The organism is Streptomyces sp. NPDC021225 (assembly GCF_044332865.1).
In the GTDB taxonomy this organism is placed as follows: Bacteria; Actinomycetota; Actinomycetes; order Streptomycetales; family Streptomycetaceae; genus Streptomyces.
The window spans coordinates 603,405-617,700 of record NZ_JBIRPV010000002.1; the positions used below are offsets into that span (position 1 = coordinate 603,405).

15 protein-coding genes are annotated in these 14,296 nt (G+C 73.1%); 7 read left to right on the forward strand and 8 right to left on the reverse strand.

The window, feature by feature from the left end:
- Window positions 1-22 precede the first annotated feature (22 nt).
- Complete coding sequence (corA, locus tag ACH4S9_RS10875; protein ID WP_311727652.1) at window positions 23-1,123, reverse strand: magnesium/cobalt transporter CorA; 1,101 nt, start codon at window positions 1,121-1,123, stop codon at window positions 23-25.
- Between the two features lie 472 nt (window positions 1,124-1,595).
- Between corA and ACH4S9_RS10880 the strand changes: the two genes are divergently transcribed.
- The 3 genes from ACH4S9_RS10880 to ACH4S9_RS10890 all read left to right on the forward strand — a co-directional run bounded on the left by ACH4S9_RS10880 (window position 1,596) and on the right by ACH4S9_RS10890 (window position 3,933).
- On the forward strand, window positions 1,596-2,201 hold the full coding sequence (locus ACH4S9_RS10880) for a suppressor of fused domain protein (protein WP_385349918.1): 606 nt from the start codon (window positions 1,596-1,598) through the stop codon (window positions 2,199-2,201).
- Window positions 2,202-2,318: 117 nt separating this feature from the next.
- Window positions 2,319-2,957: a DUF6758 family protein gene (locus ACH4S9_RS10885; RefSeq protein WP_385349915.1), complete on the forward strand. Its 639-nt coding sequence runs from the start codon at window positions 2,319-2,321 to the stop codon at window positions 2,955-2,957.
- A gap of 70 nt (window positions 2,958-3,027) precedes the next feature.
- Window positions 3,028-3,933: a PHP domain-containing protein gene (locus tag ACH4S9_RS10890; RefSeq protein WP_398371173.1), complete on the forward strand. Its 906-nt coding sequence runs from the start codon at window positions 3,028-3,030 to the stop codon at window positions 3,931-3,933.
- A gap of 98 nt (window positions 3,934-4,031) precedes the next feature.
- On the opposite strand, the gene ACH4S9_RS10895 is transcribed toward ACH4S9_RS10890, so the two are convergent.
- Window positions 4,032-4,184: a hypothetical protein gene (locus ACH4S9_RS10895; protein WP_014176661.1), complete on the reverse strand. Its 153-nt coding sequence runs from the start codon at window positions 4,182-4,184 to the stop codon at window positions 4,032-4,034.
- A gap of 207 nt (window positions 4,185-4,391) precedes the next feature.
- Between ACH4S9_RS10895 and ACH4S9_RS10900 the strand changes: the two genes are divergently transcribed.
- Entirely contained in the window at window positions 4,392-5,327 is a 936-nt protein-coding gene (locus ACH4S9_RS10900; RefSeq protein ID WP_311727656.1) for an NYN domain-containing protein, read from the forward strand.
- Window positions 5,328-5,356: 29 nt separating this feature from the next.
- On the opposite strand, the gene ACH4S9_RS10905 is transcribed toward ACH4S9_RS10900, so the two are convergent.
- Together ACH4S9_RS10905 and ACH4S9_RS10910 are read right to left on the reverse strand one after the other, a co-directional pair.
- Complete coding sequence (locus ACH4S9_RS10905; RefSeq protein ID WP_398371176.1) at window positions 5,357-6,244, reverse strand: alpha/beta fold hydrolase; 888 nt, start codon at window positions 6,242-6,244, stop codon at window positions 5,357-5,359.
- 151 nt (window positions 6,245-6,395) lie between these two features.
- Window positions 6,396-8,171: a DEAD/DEAH box helicase gene (locus ACH4S9_RS10910; RefSeq protein ID WP_385349905.1), complete on the reverse strand. Its 1,776-nt coding sequence runs from the start codon at window positions 8,169-8,171 to the stop codon at window positions 6,396-6,398.
- Window positions 8,172-8,626: 455 nt separating this feature from the next.
- Here ACH4S9_RS10910 and ACH4S9_RS10915 point away from each other — a divergent pair, with 455 nt between their 5' ends.
- Window positions 8,627-9,406 (forward strand): ferritin-like fold-containing protein, encoded by a 780-nt coding sequence (locus tag ACH4S9_RS10915; protein WP_311727659.1) that lies wholly within the window; start codon window positions 8,627-8,629, stop codon window positions 9,404-9,406.
- 96 nt (window positions 9,407-9,502) lie between these two features.
- Here ACH4S9_RS10915 and ACH4S9_RS10920 read toward each other — a convergent pair whose 3' ends face one another.
- From ACH4S9_RS10920 to ACH4S9_RS10935, 4 genes are all read right to left on the reverse strand, one after another.
- On the reverse strand, window positions 9,503-9,769 hold the full coding sequence (locus ACH4S9_RS10920) for a hypothetical protein (protein ID WP_311727660.1): 267 nt from the start codon (window positions 9,767-9,769) through the stop codon (window positions 9,503-9,505).
- A gap of 211 nt (window positions 9,770-9,980) precedes the next feature.
- Window positions 9,981-10,208, reverse strand: a complete 228-nt coding sequence (locus ACH4S9_RS10925; RefSeq protein ID WP_311727661.1) for a DUF3107 domain-containing protein — start codon at window positions 10,206-10,208, stop codon at window positions 9,981-9,983.
- A 156-nt stretch (window positions 10,209-10,364) separates the two neighbouring features.
- Complete coding sequence (locus ACH4S9_RS10930; RefSeq protein ID WP_311727662.1) at window positions 10,365-11,006, reverse strand: TetR/AcrR family transcriptional regulator; 642 nt, start codon at window positions 11,004-11,006, stop codon at window positions 10,365-10,367.
- Between the two features lie 135 nt (window positions 11,007-11,141).
- On the reverse strand, window positions 11,142-11,372 hold the full coding sequence (locus ACH4S9_RS10935) for a hypothetical protein (protein ID WP_311727663.1): 231 nt from the start codon (window positions 11,370-11,372) through the stop codon (window positions 11,142-11,144).
- A 211-nt stretch (window positions 11,373-11,583) separates the two neighbouring features.
- Here ACH4S9_RS10935 and ACH4S9_RS10940 point away from each other — a divergent pair, with 211 nt between their 5' ends.
- Both ACH4S9_RS10940 and ACH4S9_RS10945 read left to right on the forward strand, forming a co-directional pair.
- Entirely contained in the window at window positions 11,584-12,660 is a 1,077-nt protein-coding gene (locus ACH4S9_RS10940; protein WP_385349899.1) for an alpha/beta fold hydrolase, read from the forward strand.
- On the forward strand, window positions 12,644-14,161 hold the full coding sequence (locus ACH4S9_RS10945; protein WP_398371180.1) for a DUF3152 domain-containing protein: 1,518 nt from the start codon (window positions 12,644-12,646) through the stop codon (window positions 14,159-14,161). The genes ACH4S9_RS10940 and ACH4S9_RS10945 overlap by 17 nt, the downstream gene beginning before the upstream one ends.
- The last annotated feature ends 135 nt before the right edge of the window (window positions 14,162-14,296 follow it).

Below are 14,296 nucleotides of genomic sequence, written 5' to 3' on the forward strand. Positions count from 1 at the left end.
GGGCTGCCGGGCCGCGAACAGATCAGAGCCAGCCGTTGCGCTTGAAGCCGCGGTGGATCGTGACACAGATCGCGACCGTGACGACGAGCACCGCCGGGTAGCCGAACTTCCAGCGCAGCTCCGGCATGTAGTCGAAGTTCATGCCGTAGATCCCGGCGATCATCGTGGGCACGGCGAAGATCGCCGCCCAGGAGGTGATCTTGCGCATGTCCTCGTTCTGGGCGACCGTGGCCTGCGCCAGGTTCGCCTGGAGGATCGAGTTGAGCAGGTCGTCGAAGGCCAGCACCTGCTCGTTGACCCGGGCCAGGTGGTCCGCGACGTCCCGGAAGTACTTCTGGATGTCCGGGTCCACCACCCGCATCGGCCGCTCGCTGAGCAGCTGCATCGGCCGCAGCAGCGGCGAGACGGCCCGCTTGAACTCCAGCACCTCGCGCTTGAGCTGGTAGATCCGCCCCGCGTCGCCGCCCCGCCGGGAGCTGGCCGCCGAGAAGACGTCGATCTCGACCTCGTCGATGTCGTCCTGGACCGCGTCGGCGACCGCGAGGTAGCCGTCCACGACCTGGTCGGCGATCGCGTGCAGCACCGCCGAGGGGCCCTTGGCGAGCAGCTCGGGGTCCTCCTGGAGGCGGTGGCGCAGCGCGCGCAGCGAGCCCTGGCCGCCGTGCCGGACGGTCACGATGAAGTTCCGGCCGGTGAAGCACATCACCTCGCCGGTCTCGACGACCTCGCTGGTGGCGGTGAGCTCCGCGTGCTCGACGTAGTGGATGGTCTTGAAGACGGTGAACAGGGAGTCGTCGTACCGCTCCAGCTTCGGCCGCTGGTGTGCCTGGACCGCGTCCTCCACGGCCAGCGGGTGCAGCCCGAACTCCTGCGCGATGCCGGCGAACTCGCGCTCGGTGGGCTCGTGCAGCCCGATCCAGGCGAAGCCGCCCTCGGCGCGCACCCGCTTCATGGCCTCGGCCGGGGAGCAGTGGTCGCTGACCCGCCGCCCCTCGCGGTAGACGGCGCAGTCGATCACCGCGCTGGAGACGGACGGGTCGCGGGTGGTGTCGTAGTTGCTGGTGGCGCGGGGGCGGCGCAGGGCGGGGCGGACGGCTGCGCGCAGGTCGCGGATCATCGACATGACGGGCTCCTTCACAAGCGGGCCGTCAGCGGCGGGCGCGCGGCGCAGCGCGGCCCGGAAGGTGGACGTACGGGCTCCGGTGGCCGTACGTCCGCAAAGCGGGCGGCGCTCCGTGCGATGGCGCTGACGGAAGTTCGCGGAAAATCGCGGAGGCGCGATAAAGAAAGGGGCAAAGCGTTACGAAGGCGCTCTACCGTCACGTGCCCTGGATGCGAAATCACTTCACGTGTTTCACCGCGAGGCGGTGGGGTACGGAAGGTTTCAGATCACGAACAGACGCATACCGAGGGGAAGAGGACGGGAGAACTGTCGGTACTGCACGGTCGACTCGGATCCACCGCAGCCCCACCTCCTCCAGCCGGTCCCCCTTGAGGGATGACGTGTAACTCCCTGGGCAGGCGTCAAGGCTATCAGCCGCCTGAAGCGTTCAGCCGTCGCTTTGCCTGTTCGATACGCGATCTATGCTCGCCGCATGTCAGACGTTCTTGAGCTGGTCGAGGCCCGGTTGCGTACGGCGCTGGGCGAGCCCGACGCCCGCGCGGCCGTGACCTTCGTCGGTACGGACCGCATCGAGGTGCTCCGCTTCCGGGACGGGGACGTCGTCCGCTACGCCACGCTCGGCATGTCCGACCGGCCGATGGCCGACCCCACCAGCTCGGCGCGCAACCCGCTGCGCGGCCCGCGCGCCGAGCTGGTGCTGACGGTGCGGATCGGCGAGGACGCCGGCCCCGGGCTGTCCGTGCTCGACGAGGTGCTCCGCCCGCTGGCGGTCCTCGCCGCCTCCCCTCAGGTCGAGGGGGTGGTGGTGACGCCGGGCGCCTCGCTCGACCTGGGCGGGCCGCTGTGGCCGGGGGCGCCCTTCAGCTCCGTACTCGTGGCCGAACCCGGCGGGCTGGTCGAGGACGTGGAGCTGGACCTGCCGAGGGACCCGGTCCGGTTTCTGCCGCTGCTGCCCATGACCGGGAACGAGGCGGCCTGGAAGCGGGTGCACGGGGCGGGGGCGCTCCAGGACCGCTGGCTCAGGCACGGCACGGATCTGCGGGACCCGGCCCGCTCCGCGGTGCCGCTGGCGAGCTGAGGGACGCGGCCGTAGGTCCTCGGCCGGGCCCCGGTCGATCCGGGCGTGTCCACGCGTCGTATCCGGACGGGTGATCGTCCTTGACGTGGCGGTTTCCGGGGAGGACCGTGGTGCCCTATGAGGGGCGAACCCAGTTGCCCGAAGTGCGGTGGCCGGGTGCGGGCGCCCGGTCTTTTCGCCGACTCCTGGCAGTGCGGGGTGCACGGCACGGTGCACCCCCTCCAGCCGGTCGTCCCGCCGAGCGTCGAAGCACTCGTGGTGGTGACCAACCGTGCCCGGGTGCCCGTGTGGATGCCGTGGCCGCTGCCCGTGGGCTGGCTGTTCACCGGTGTCGCGTGCGCGGGCGACGACCGCAGCGGCGGCCGGGCCACCGCCGTCGCCTGCTCAGGACCCGGCCCGCTGGGCGGGCCCGGGGAGCTGCTGCTGGTCGCGGAGGAGCTGGGGGTGGGGCTCGGGGCGCGCTACGCCGGGATCCGCGGCCCCGATCCGGGGCCGGGCATGCGGGTCGACCGCGCGCCGCAGGTCAAGGTGTTGGCCGCGGGGCGGCCCACCCCGCTGTGGCTGGTCGAGGGCACGCCGGACGACCGCGCGGTGTTCGCGGGCGAGGCGTGCGGGCTGTGGCTGTGGGCGATCCTCTGGCCCGAGCAGACCGGTCTGATGATGTACGACGAGATGGTGCTCACCGATCTGCGGGACGCCGGGGCCGAGGTGGACCTGGTGCCGTGCGGGGCGCTCTCGCCGCGGATCCTGGGCTGATCATCCCGGTCGCGGCCGGTTACCCTGGAGCGTCCGCTCCGTTCCACCGCCGTAGCCGGGAGTCCGCGTCGTGCGCATCGATCTGCACACCCACTCCACTGCGTCCGACGGCACCGACACCCCCGCCGAGCTGGTGCGCCATGCCGCCGCGGCCGGGCTGGACGTCGTCGCGCTCACCGACCACGACACGGTCGGCGGATACGAGGCGGCGAAGCGGGCGCTGCCTGCGGGGCTGACCCTGGTGACCGGCGCCGAGCTGTCGTGCCGGCTGGTGCTCCCGCCGTCCGGCGGCGGCGGTTCGGGCGCTTCGGAGGACGGCGCGGCGGGCGTGAGCCTGCACATGCTGGCGTATCTCTTCGACCCGGCCGAGCCGGAGCTGGCGCGCGAGCGCGAGCTCGTCCGCGACGACCGGGTGCCGCGCGCCCGCGGGATGGTCGACAAGCTGCGCGAGCTGGGCGTGCCGATCACCTGGGAGCAGGTGGCGCGGATCGCCGGTGACGGGGCCGTGGGGCGGCCGCATGTGGCCACCGCGATGGTCGACCTGGGTGTCGTCGAAAGCGTCTCGGACGCGTTTACGCCGCAGTGGCTCGCCAATGGCGGCCGGGCCTACGTCGAGAAGCACGAGCTCGACCCGTTCGACGCGATCCGGCTGGTCAAGGCGGCCGGCGGGGTGACCGTCTTCGCGCATCCGCTGGCCCTCAAGCGCGGGCAGTGCGTGCCCGAGAGCGCGATCGCCGAGCTCGCCGCCGCGGGTCTCGACGGCATCGAGGTGGACCACATGGACCACGACGAGCCCACGCGCGCGCGGCTGCGCGGCCTCGCCGCCGACCTCGGACTGCTCACCACGGGCTCCAGCGACTACCACGGCAGCCGTAAGACCTGTCGTCTCGGTGAGTACACGACGGATCCGGAGATCTACGGAGAGATCGCCCGCCGGGCGACCGGGGCGTCCCCGGTGCCGGGCACGGCGGGCTGAGCCCGGCACCGGGGACGCCCGGACGCACAAGCGCCCCCGTGCGACGAGGCACAGGGGCGCCGGAAGCTGCGTACTAGCTGCGTACTACATGCGGGGCGTTACCGGGCTGAGCTTTCGGCGGGACGGATGTAGATGCGCTGACCGATTGCGGCGGCCTGCTGCACGATCCGGTTGACGGAGGCGGCGTCTACAACGGTGCTGTCCACGGCGGTGCCGTCGACGTCGTCAAGGCGCATGATCTCGAAGCGCATGGCTTCTCCCTTCGTCTGATCCTCCTGAGGAGAACTGTGATGATGAACGGACGCCGGCGGCGTCACTGCCGCGAGCGTCTGTACGGTCCAACAGAGGGTCTACGGAAAACATTCCCTACGCTAAAGAAAATTTTCGGGAGCCTAATTACCGTCTCGTACCAGGTCCGGTTGTGTCCCTAGCGCGCTGGCCCGGACAATGAAGCGCGTATGAGTGACGTCACGCCTGCGGGCCAACCAGACCTCGCCTCGATCGTCTCGGGCATCGAGCGCACCAACGAGCTGTTGCAGCGTGTGCTCGCCGAGGTCGCGACCACACCCTCCACCCACGCGATATTCGTGGACGCCGGCTACGTCTACGCGGCAGCCGGCCGACTGGTCGCCGGGACCGAGGACCGCAGAGCCTTCGAGCTCGACGCCGAGGGGCTCATCGAGGCGTTCATCGACAAGGCCCGCACGATCTTCCCGGACAGCAGACTCCTGCGCGTCTACTGGTACGACGGCGCCCGGCGCCGTATCCACACCTCCGAGCAGCAGGGCATCGCCGAGCTGCCCGACGTCAAGGTCCGGCTCGGCAACCTCAACGCCAACAACCAGCAGAAGGGCGTCGACTCGCTTATCCGCACCGACCTGGAGTCCCTCGCCCGGCACCGCGCCATCGGCGACGCGGCGCTGATCGGCGGGGACGAGGACCTGGTCTCCGCGGTCGAGGCGGCGCAGGGGTACGGCGCGCGGGTGCACCTGTGGGGCATCGAGGCCGTCGAGGGGCGCAACCAGGCCGAGCCGCTGCTGTGGGAGGTCGACAGCCAGCGCACCTTCGACCTCGACTTCTGCAAGCCGTACGTCACCCGCCGCCCCATGGGCTTCGAGCCGTACGGCGGCGGCGACCCGGTCCCGGGCGGTCCCGCCCCCAGCCGCGACGATGTGCGCTTCGTCGGGGCGCAGATCGCCGCGCGATGGCTGTCCTCGCGCGGCCGGGAGTCACTCGCCGAGCTGCTGCCCGGCCACCCCTATCTGCCGGGCTCGGTCGACCAGGAGCTGCTGATCGACGCGGAGGCGCTGCTGCGGCTGTCGCTGCGTACGCACGCCGATCTGCGCCGGGCGCTGCGGGACGGCTTCTGGGAGCACCTACAGGCCCAGTACTGAACCCGGTACTGAAGGCCCGGCGCCGAGGGTCAGCCCTGGCGGGGTGCGACGCCGCACCAGAAGTCGATCAGTGCCTCGGCGGTGGGACGCGGCCGCTCGGCGTTGGGGGAGTGCCCCGCGCCCTGGATCACGGTGCGGCGGGCGGCCAGCCGCTCGGCCATCCCGTCCATCAGCGACACCGGCCAGGCGTCGTCCACCACCCCCGACAGCACATGCTTGGGCAGCGCCACCGCGGCCAGCTCCGCGACCCGGTCCGGCTCCCGGTTCAGCTGCCGCCCGGTGGCCATCAGCTGCTCGGGCACGGTGCCGAGCCAGCGCTGATGCAGAAACTCCTCGATGCCGGGCGGCGTCGTCTCCTCGGGCGCCTCCTGCGGGTCCAGCTCGCGCATCGCCCGCCAGACGCTCTCCATGTCGGTCACGGACAGCGCGTCGATCAGCAGCTTGGTGCGGGCCTGCTGCGGCTCGGAGATGGCGGCCGGGCCCGAGGACATCAGCGTCAGCGAGGCGAAGGCGCCCGGGTCCAGCAGCACGGCGGCCCGTACGATCAGCCCGCCCAGCGAATGCCCGAGCACATGCGGCGGCGCGGGGTTCCCGGCAGCGGCGGAGTCCAGCGCGGCCGCCTGCGCCAGTACGTCCCGGGCCAGCTCCGGCTGCGCGTACGCCGCCTCGTCCCGCGGCCCCTCGCTCTCGTGCTGCCCCCGCCCGTCCAGCGCGACCGCCCGGAACCCGGCGCGGGCCAGCGGCTCCAGCAGCGCGATGAAGTCCTCCTTGCTGCCGGTGAACCCGGGCACCAGCAGCACCGTGCCGCGCGGCGCCCCCTCGGGGCGCGCTTCGTGTACGGCGAACTCGCCGCGCGCGGTGCGAAGGCGGTACGCGCGGGCGCACCTGGGCAGCGTGAGGAACGGCGGCCTGCTCATGCGCCGAGGCTAGCGCGTACACGGAAAATCCCGGCCAACCCACCGTGACGAGTACCCCGTGCCGCGGGCCGCTCGAGGGCCTGGACGGGGACACCGAAGGGCCCGGTCCGCGGGGAGCGGACCGGGCCCTTCGGCGGTTGAGCGGGTGCCGTCAGCTCGCCTCTGTGGCCTCTGTGGCCTCTGTGGCCTCGGCGGCCTTGGAGGCCGCGCCGCGGGTGCGGCGACGGCGGCGGGCCGGCTGGGGCTCGCCTTCCTCGGCAGCTGCCGGGGACGCCTCGGCCTCGGCGGACGGGGCCGCCGCTGCCGCTTCCGCGGCCTTGGCGGCCGTGGTGGAGCGGGTGCGGCGACGGCGCGGCTTGGCGGGGGCCTCGGCGGGCTCGGCGGCCGCCTCCGCGCCCGGCTGGGCCGGAGCGGTGTCGGCGACGGCCGTGGCCGGGCCCTCGGCCGTGGCCACGGCTGCCTCGGCCGTCTCGGCCGCCTTGCCGGTGACCCCGGCGCGGGTACGGCGACGGCGGCGCGGCTGCCTCGGCTCGGCCGGCGCGGTCTCGGCGTCGGCGGGGGACTCGACCGCCGCGGTGTCCACGGCCGTCTCGCCCGTCTCGCCCGTCGTCCCGTCGACCGCGACGCCGCCGCGCAGCCGGCGCCGCTGGCGCGGCGTGCGGGTGCGGGCGGGGCGCTCCTCGACGGGCGCCGCCGAGCGGCGGCCACCGCGGCCGCCCCGGGGTCCGCGGGCGCCGGTCTCGCCGAGGTCTTCGATCTCCTCGGCGTCCAGGCCCGCCCGGGTGCGCTCGGCGCGCGGCAGGACACCGGTGGTGCCCTCCGGGATGTTCAGCAGCTCAAACAGGTGCTCGGAGGTGGAGTAGGTCTCCTCCGGCTCGTTGAAGGGCAGGTCCAGCGCCTTGTTGATCAGCTGCCAGCGCGGGATGTCGTCCCAGTCGACGAGGGTGATGGCGGTGCCCGAGGCGCCCGCGCGGCCGGTGCGGCCGATGCGGTGCAGATATGTCTTCTCGTCCTCGGGGGACTGGTAATTGATCACATGCGTGACGCCCTCGACGTCGATGCCGCGCGCGGCGACGTCGGTGGCCACCAGCACATCGACCTTGCCGTTGCGGAAGGCGCGCAGCGCCTGCTCGCGCGCCCCCTGGCCGAGGTCGCCGTGGACCGCGCCGGAGGCGAAGCCGCGGCGGGCCAGCTGGTCGGCGATGTCGGCGGCGGTCCGCTTCGTACGGCAGAAGATCATGACGAGGCCGCGGCCCTCGGCCTGGAGCACACGCGCCACGACCTCGGGCTTGTCCAGGGAGTGGGCGCGGAAGACATGCTGCGTGATGTTGGCGACGGTCGCGCCCTCGTCGTCCGGCGCGGTGGCGCGGATGTGGGTGGGCTGCGACATGTACCGCCGGGCCAGCGAGATGACCTGGCCCGGCATGGTCGCCGAGAAGAGCATCGTCTGGCGCTTGGCCGGCAGCATCTGGATGATCTTCTCGACGTCGGGCAGGAAGCCCAGGTCGAGCATCTCATCGGCCTCGTCGAGGACGAGGGACTTCACGGCGGAGAGCCGCAGCTTCTTCTGGCCGGCCAGGTCGAGCAGCCGGCCGGGGGTGCCGACCACCACGTCGACGCCCTTCTTCAGGGCCTCGACCTGCGGTTCGTAGGCCCGGCCGCCGTAGATCGACAGGACGCGCACGGCGCGCACCTTGCCGGCGGTGAGCAGGTCGTTGGTGACCTGCTGGCAGAGCTCGCGGGTGGGGACGACCACGAGCGCCTGCGGGGCGTCGGTCAGCAGCTCGGGCGCGGCCCGGCCCGCCTCGACGTCCGCGGGGACGGTGACGCGCTCCAGCAGCGGGAGGCCGAAGCCCAGCGTCTTGCCGGTGCCGGTCTTGGCCTGGCCGATGACATCGGAGCCCGAGAGGGCCACCGGGAGCGTCATCTCTTGGATGGGGAACGGGGACGTGATGCCGACGGCCTCGAGGGCCTCGGCCGTCTCGGGGAGGATCCCGAGTTCTCGGAAAGTGGTCAGGATGCTTGCCTCTTCTGTGAGACGCGGCGTGAGGCGGCGAAGGGGGTCGCACGGCGCCCCGAGTACAACCGGCCTTGGGGTGGCCGGTCCGGCGCGGGACCACTGCCCTCGCTCGAGCGCTCATACCGCGAGCGGGTCCCTCCTGCCGTGCGCACGATTCCATGCGCGCCGCGCGGAGGGCGGTCGGTTTGGAGCCGATCGGGCCACCGACCGGGCATCCGTATTCGTGGAACGACCCGCCGATACTCGGCGGGCGCCAATAGCACTGTACCCCGAGAGCGCGCATCTGTGACCGGGATGCCGGTTCCGCCCTGTGGTCGGCCGTGGCTGACCAGGGCCTTCCCAGGGGCGCTCAGCGGGCTATTGTGCGCTCCATGGAGACGTCTGACACACCGGATAACGCCCCCGCCGCCGGGGAGACCGCAGAGGGACACACCGGCGAGGAGCCCACCGGGATCGCCGCCCAGGACTGGGATCGGGCGGCCGCCGACCCGCAGTACCGGGCCGCCGTCGTGGATCTGCTCGGCGCCCTCGCCTACGGCGAGCTGGCCGCCTTCGAGCGCCTGGCCGAGGACGCCAAGCTGGCGCCGACGCTGGAGGACAAGGCGGAGCTGGCGAAGATGGCGTCCGCCGAGTTCCACCACTTCCAGCAGCTCAGGGACCGGCTGGCGGAGGTGGGCGAGCAGCCGACGGCGGCCATGGAGCCCTTCGCGGCGGCGCTGGACGGCTTCCACCGCCAGACCGCGCCGTCGGACTGGCTGGAGGGCCTGGTCAAGGCGTACGTCGGCGACTCGATCGCCAGCGACTTCTACCGCGAGGTGGCGGCCCGGCTGGACTCGGACACCCGCGGGCTGGTGCTGAGCGTGCTCGACGACACCGGCCACGCCACGTTCGCGGTGGAGAAGGTGCGGGCGGCCATCGAGGCGGACCCGCGGGTCGGCGGGCGGCTGGCGCTGTGGGCGCGGCGGCTGATGGGCGAGGCGCTGTCGCAGGCGCAGCGCGTGGTCGCGGAGCGGGACGCGCTGTCCACCATGCTGGTCGGCGGGGTGGCGGACGGCTTCGACCTGGCGGAGGTCGGCCGGATGTTCTCCCGGATCACCGAGGCGCACACCAAGCGGATGGCCGCGCTGGGCCTGGCTTCCTGAGTCGGCGGACGGAACGGCAGCGGCGGCCCGTGCCCCAGGGGGGTGCGGGCCGCCGCTCAGGTGGGATGGACAGGCCGGTGGATGCGCGGCCGGGTCTCAGGCCGGGGCGGAGCGGCGCAGCCCGCTCGCCGGGCGGACCAGCAGCGACAGCAGCGCCACCGCGAAGCCGAGCGCGACGATCAGCACCGTCGCCGTGTGGCCCGCGCCCAGCACGGCGTGGGCGAGCAGGGCGCCGAGCAGTGCGGCGCCGGGGCCGGTGGACAGCAGCAGACGCCTGGAATGGAACCTCCGGGGCTGCCATCGGCCCGCCCCGTAAGCGATGGCGAGACCGATCAGTACGGAGGCGAGCGCTTCCAAGATCATGGTGCGTCCTTCCCGTGGGCGGGGATCGGGACCGGGGCCCGGGGTCACATCGGTCCGTGCCCTGGTCGAGGCCGTCCTACCCCCGGCCGGGGGTAGGCAACCCCTGTCGGCCCGAGCCGCACCCGAAGGTGGCCTTCCGTACGGAAAGCGGCGGGGCCCGGTGAGGTTTCCCCACCGGGCCCCGCCGCTGTTGGCGCGGACGCTCGGACGCTCAGAGCGCGCTGAAGCCGACCTTGCGGGCGGTCGGCTCGCCGATCTCGACGTACGCCAGCCGGTCGGACGGGACCAGGACCTTGCGGCCGTGGTCGTCCACCAGGGTCAGCAGCTGCGCCTTGCCGGCGAGCGCCTCGGCCACCGCGCGCTCGACCTCCTCGGCGGTCTGCCCGCTCTCCAAGACGATCTCGCGGGGCGCGTGCAGCACGCCGATCTTGACCTCCACGGCTTTGTCCCTCCGACGGTCAGTTGGGTGCGCGGCCAGCCGCGCCGTACGCAGCACACATTAGCCCGGTGCGGAGACCGAGCGGGCCGCCCGGGCGCACGCCCGCAGCGAACACGCACCGCCGTCCGCGGGGAATACGCGGCGGGGCCGTGCCGTTCAGTGGCCGCCTTCGGTCCCGTGCAGAGGGAAGCCCGCGATGCCCCGCCAGGCCAGCGAGGTGAGCAGCTGCACCGCCGTGTCGCGCGGGACGGAGCTCTCGCTGGAGAGCCAGTAGCGCGCGACCACCTGCGAGACCCCGCCGAGGCCGACCGCCAGCAGCATCGACTCGTCCTGCGACAGCCCGGTGTCCTCGGCGATCACCTCGCTGATCGCCTCGGCGCACTGGAGCGCGACCCGGTCCACGCGCTCGCGCACGGCCGGCTCGTTGGTCAGATCGGACTCGAAGACGAGGCGGAAGGCGCCGCCCTCGTTCTCGACATACGCGAAGTAGGCGTCCATGGTGGCGGCGACCCGCTGCTTGTTCTCGGTCGTCGACGCCAGCGCGGTGCGCACCGCCTGGAGCAGCGCCTCGCAGTGCTGGTCCAGCAGGGCCAGATAGAGGTCGAGCTTGCCGGGGAAGTGCTGGTAGAGCACGGGCTTGCTGACCCCGGCGCGCTCGGCGATGTCGTCCATGGCCGCCGCGTGATAGCCCTGTGCGACAAAGACCTCCTGGGCGGCCCCCAGGAGCTGATTCCGTCGGGCTCGGCGCGGCAGGCGCGTGCCACGCGGGCGCGCCTCGGTCTGCTCGATGGCTGTCACGCCGCCTCCCAAATGAGTGTTCCGTACACGGTGTCCACCGCGCCGCCATCGTACTTTTGGGTAACAGGGCGGCGCGCGGTCCGTACGGAGAATTTCACGGACCGGACTCCATGAAAAGCTGACAAATGGCGCAGGTCATTGATAGTCGTCCTCGTTCACCTCGACGACCCGGGTCTGCTCCACCCGGTCCGCCTCGTTCGCCTCCACCAGTCTGTCGGTGATCCGGGGCAGAGGCTCGTCCCGGTGCGGAAGGAGATCGTGGCGCTGCTCCGCGGCGTCCACTTCCGGCGCCTCGACGTCCTCCACAGCGGATTCGGTGACGTCGGTTTCCTCGAAGGTCTCGGGGTCGCTGGGGTCGACGGACATCTCTCCCCTTCCCTGGGGCGCGTTCTCCTGGGGCGTTCCTGCGTTCCTGCGTTCCTCGGGTCCCCGGATCCGGGCGTCTGTCCCGCCCGCTTTCCGGCCCGGGTGATCGTCCCTGTGTATTACGAGCCTAGGAGAGCTCACTTTCGGACGCTACGCGGCCTGTGAGGCCGAACACAGAGCTCCGTACGTGATCGTCTCGTAACATTGCCGCATGTCTTCGACCGAGCAGCCGGATGCCCGCACTGTTTCCGCGGTCCCGCCCGCCCGGCCCGTTCGTCTCGGAGCGGGGGAGAAGCTGCGCACCGCGCGCCTCCCCGGCCTCACTCTCACCGTACGGTCCCGTCCGCCGGTGCGGGACGGCCTGCCGCCGGCGCTGTATGTGCACGGGCTCGGCGGCTCCTCGATGAACTGGTCGCTCCTGATGGAGCCGCTCGCCGACCTGGTGGACGGGGAAGCCCTGGACCTGCCCGGCTTCGGCGACTCCCCGCCGCCGGACGACGGCGACTACTCCATAGCCGGCCACGCCCGCGCCGTGGTCCGCTATCTCGACGCGAGCGGGCGCGGGCCCGTCCATCTGATCGGCAATTCGCTGGGCGGCGCGGTCACCACCCGTGTCGCCGCGCTGCGGCCGGACCTGGTGCGCACCCTCACCCTCGTCTCGCCCGCGCTGCCCGAGCTGCGCCCGCAGCGCACCGCGGTCCCCACCGGCCTGCTCGCGATCCCCGGCGTCACCCGGCTGTTCACCCGGCTGACCAAGGACTGGGACGCGGAGCGGCGCACCCGCGAGGTCATGGCGCTCACCTACGGCAACCCGTCGCGGGTCAGCCCGGAGCACTTCGCGATGGCGGTGGAGGAGTTCGAGCGGCGGCTCGCCCTCCCGTACTTCTGGGACGCGCTGTCCCGTTCTGCGCGCGGACTCGTCGATTCGTACACCCTCGGCGGCCAGCACTCGATGTGGCGCCAGGCCGAGCGGGTGCTGGCGCCGACGCTGCTGGTCTACGGCATGCGCGATCAGCTGGTGTCCTACCGGATGGCGGGGCGGGCCGGCGCGGCCTTCCGCGACTCGCGGCTGTTGACGCTGGTGGACGCGGGGCACGTGGCGATGATGGAGTGTCCCGAGGCAGTGGCGCGGGGGATCCGCGAGCTGCTCGACGATGTGACAGGCAGAGAACCCAGAGAAGTCAGAGAAGGCCTGGAGGGCTGGGAGGACGGCGGCCGCCGGGGCGACCCGGGGGAGCCCGCCGCCCCGGTGCCGGGCGCGGACGGGAGCGGTGCGGCGCGTGGGTAAACACAGCGCACGTGGCAGCCAGGAGGGCCGCGACCGCCCGTCCGGGCAGGCGGGCCCAGGCTCGGCCCCCGGCGGCGGGCGCGGCCCCGGCTCCGGTCCCGGCTTCGTGGAGTACACGGCCTCCGGCGCGGCTCCGGGCACCGGCCGCAGACGGCGGGTGGCGCCGGGGACCGGCGCGGACCCCGGGGTGACCCCGCCGCAGGGCGTGCCGCGGATGCGTCCGCAGGGGCCCGCGGTGCCGCGGGCCAGGGGCGGGCACCCGGAGCACCGCGAGCCGGGCGGCGGCTGGGGCGCCCTGGGCGCGCCGAGCGGGCCCGGCGGCCAGATGGGCCCCGGCGGCCAGATGGGCCCCGGCGGTCCGGTGCGGCGCGGCGGCGGTCCCGGTGGTGTGCCGGGCGGGGCGCGGGCGTCCTTCGGGGCGCGGACCGCGGGCCCGCCGGCGGGCGCGGCGGCGGGCGGCCTGATGCCCGGCCCGCGCAAGGAGTACGTGGATGCGTTCGACACGGCCGACGCCCTCGACTGCGACGGCGAGGACGTGTTCGCGGCGGGCGCCCCGGGAGCGGAGCGGAGACCGCGCCGCACCGATGTCGGCAGCGGCGCCGAGGCCGATGCCGACGACGGCGCGGAGGACGAGCCTCAGGACGTGGGCGGCAAGGGCGGCAAGGGGCGGACGTTCACCGGCGTCGCCGCCGCGGCCGTGACGACCGTGCTGGCGGTCGTGGTCGCCGGGCAGGTGGCCAACGGGCCGCAGGACGGCGGCAACACCGCACGGGCCCAGGGCGGCGCGGAGCGCACCGACGCCGCGGGCGACCGCGACGACGGGCGGGCCGGGCGGGCGGCGCCCTCCACCGCCACCCCGAGCCCGAAGGCCACCTCGTACGACGCGCTGATGGCGCGGCAGTTCCCGCTGGACCCGAAGCTGAGCGGGTCCGGGGCGTTCACCACGGTCTCCGGGCAGGACAAGGGGACCGGCCGGGGCCGGGTGTGGCGCTATCGCGTGGACGTGGAGAAGGGCCTGCCGCTGGACGGCGAGCTGTTCGCGAAGGCCGTGCACAAGACGCTCAACGACGACCGCAGTTGGGCACACGCCGGGATGCGCTCCTTCGACCGGGTCTCCTCGGGCCGGGCCGACTTCGTGATCACGCTGGCGAGCCCCGGCACCACCGCGGATTGGTGTCTGAAATCCGGCCTTGACACCACCCAGGACAACGTCTCCTGTGACTCCGCCTCCACCGAGCGCGTCATGATCAACGCCTATCGGTGGGCGCAGGGCGCGAAGACCTTCGGCGACGACAAGATGCACGCCTACCGGCAGATGCTCATCAACCACGAGGTGGGCCACCGGCTCGGCCACAACCACGAGGCATGCACCCGGCAGGGCGCGCTGGCGCCGGTGATGATGCAGCAGACCAAGTTCCTGTCGACGGACGGGGTCACCTGTCGGCCGAACGCCTGGCCGTACCCCGCCGCCGCCTCGGGCGGCGGCACCGCGAACCGATAGCGGCGGGCCGGCGAACCCGGCCCGGCCCCGCCCCCGGCTGACGTACCGGCGCCGAGCGGCATTCGACAACGCCTGACGTCATGGAAGGTCACGGGCGTTCACCCCTTCCGGTGGTGCGACGGACAACCGTCCGCC

Bases quoted from the DNA above. Each gene is read 5' to 3' on its own strand.
- corA (WP_311727652.1), bottom strand. From the start codon at position 1,123: ATGTCGATGATCCGCGACCTGCGCGCAGCCGTCCGCCCCGCCCTGCGC.
- ACH4S9_RS10895 (WP_014176661.1), bottom strand. From the start codon at position 4,184: ATGCGCTTCGAGATCATGCGCCTTGACGACGTCGACGGCACCGCCGTG.
- ACH4S9_RS10910 (WP_385349905.1), bottom strand. From the start codon at position 8,171: ATGACGCTCCCGGTGGCCCTCTCGGGCTCCGATGTCATCGGCCAGGCC.
- ACH4S9_RS10935 (WP_311727663.1), bottom strand. From the start codon at position 11,372: ATGTCCGTCGACCCCAGCGACCCCGAGACCTTCGAGGAAACCGACGTC.
- ACH4S9_RS10940 (WP_385349899.1), top strand. From the start codon at position 11,584: ATGTCTTCGACCGAGCAGCCGGATGCCCGCACTGTTTCCGCGGTCCCG.
- ACH4S9_RS10880 (WP_385349918.1), top strand. From the start codon at position 1,596: ATGTCAGACGTTCTTGAGCTGGTCGAGGCCCGGTTGCGTACGGCGCTG.
- ACH4S9_RS10900 (WP_311727656.1), top strand. From the start codon at position 4,392: ATGAGTGACGTCACGCCTGCGGGCCAACCAGACCTCGCCTCGATCGTC.
- ACH4S9_RS10920 (WP_311727660.1), bottom strand. From the start codon at position 9,769: ATGATCTTGGAAGCGCTCGCCTCCGTACTGATCGGTCTCGCCATCGCT.
- ACH4S9_RS10905 (WP_398371176.1), bottom strand. From the start codon at position 6,244: ATGAGCAGGCCGCCGTTCCTCACGCTGCCCAGGTGCGCCCGCGCGTAC.
- ACH4S9_RS10885 (WP_385349915.1), top strand. From the start codon at position 2,319: ATGAGGGGCGAACCCAGTTGCCCGAAGTGCGGTGGCCGGGTGCGGGCG.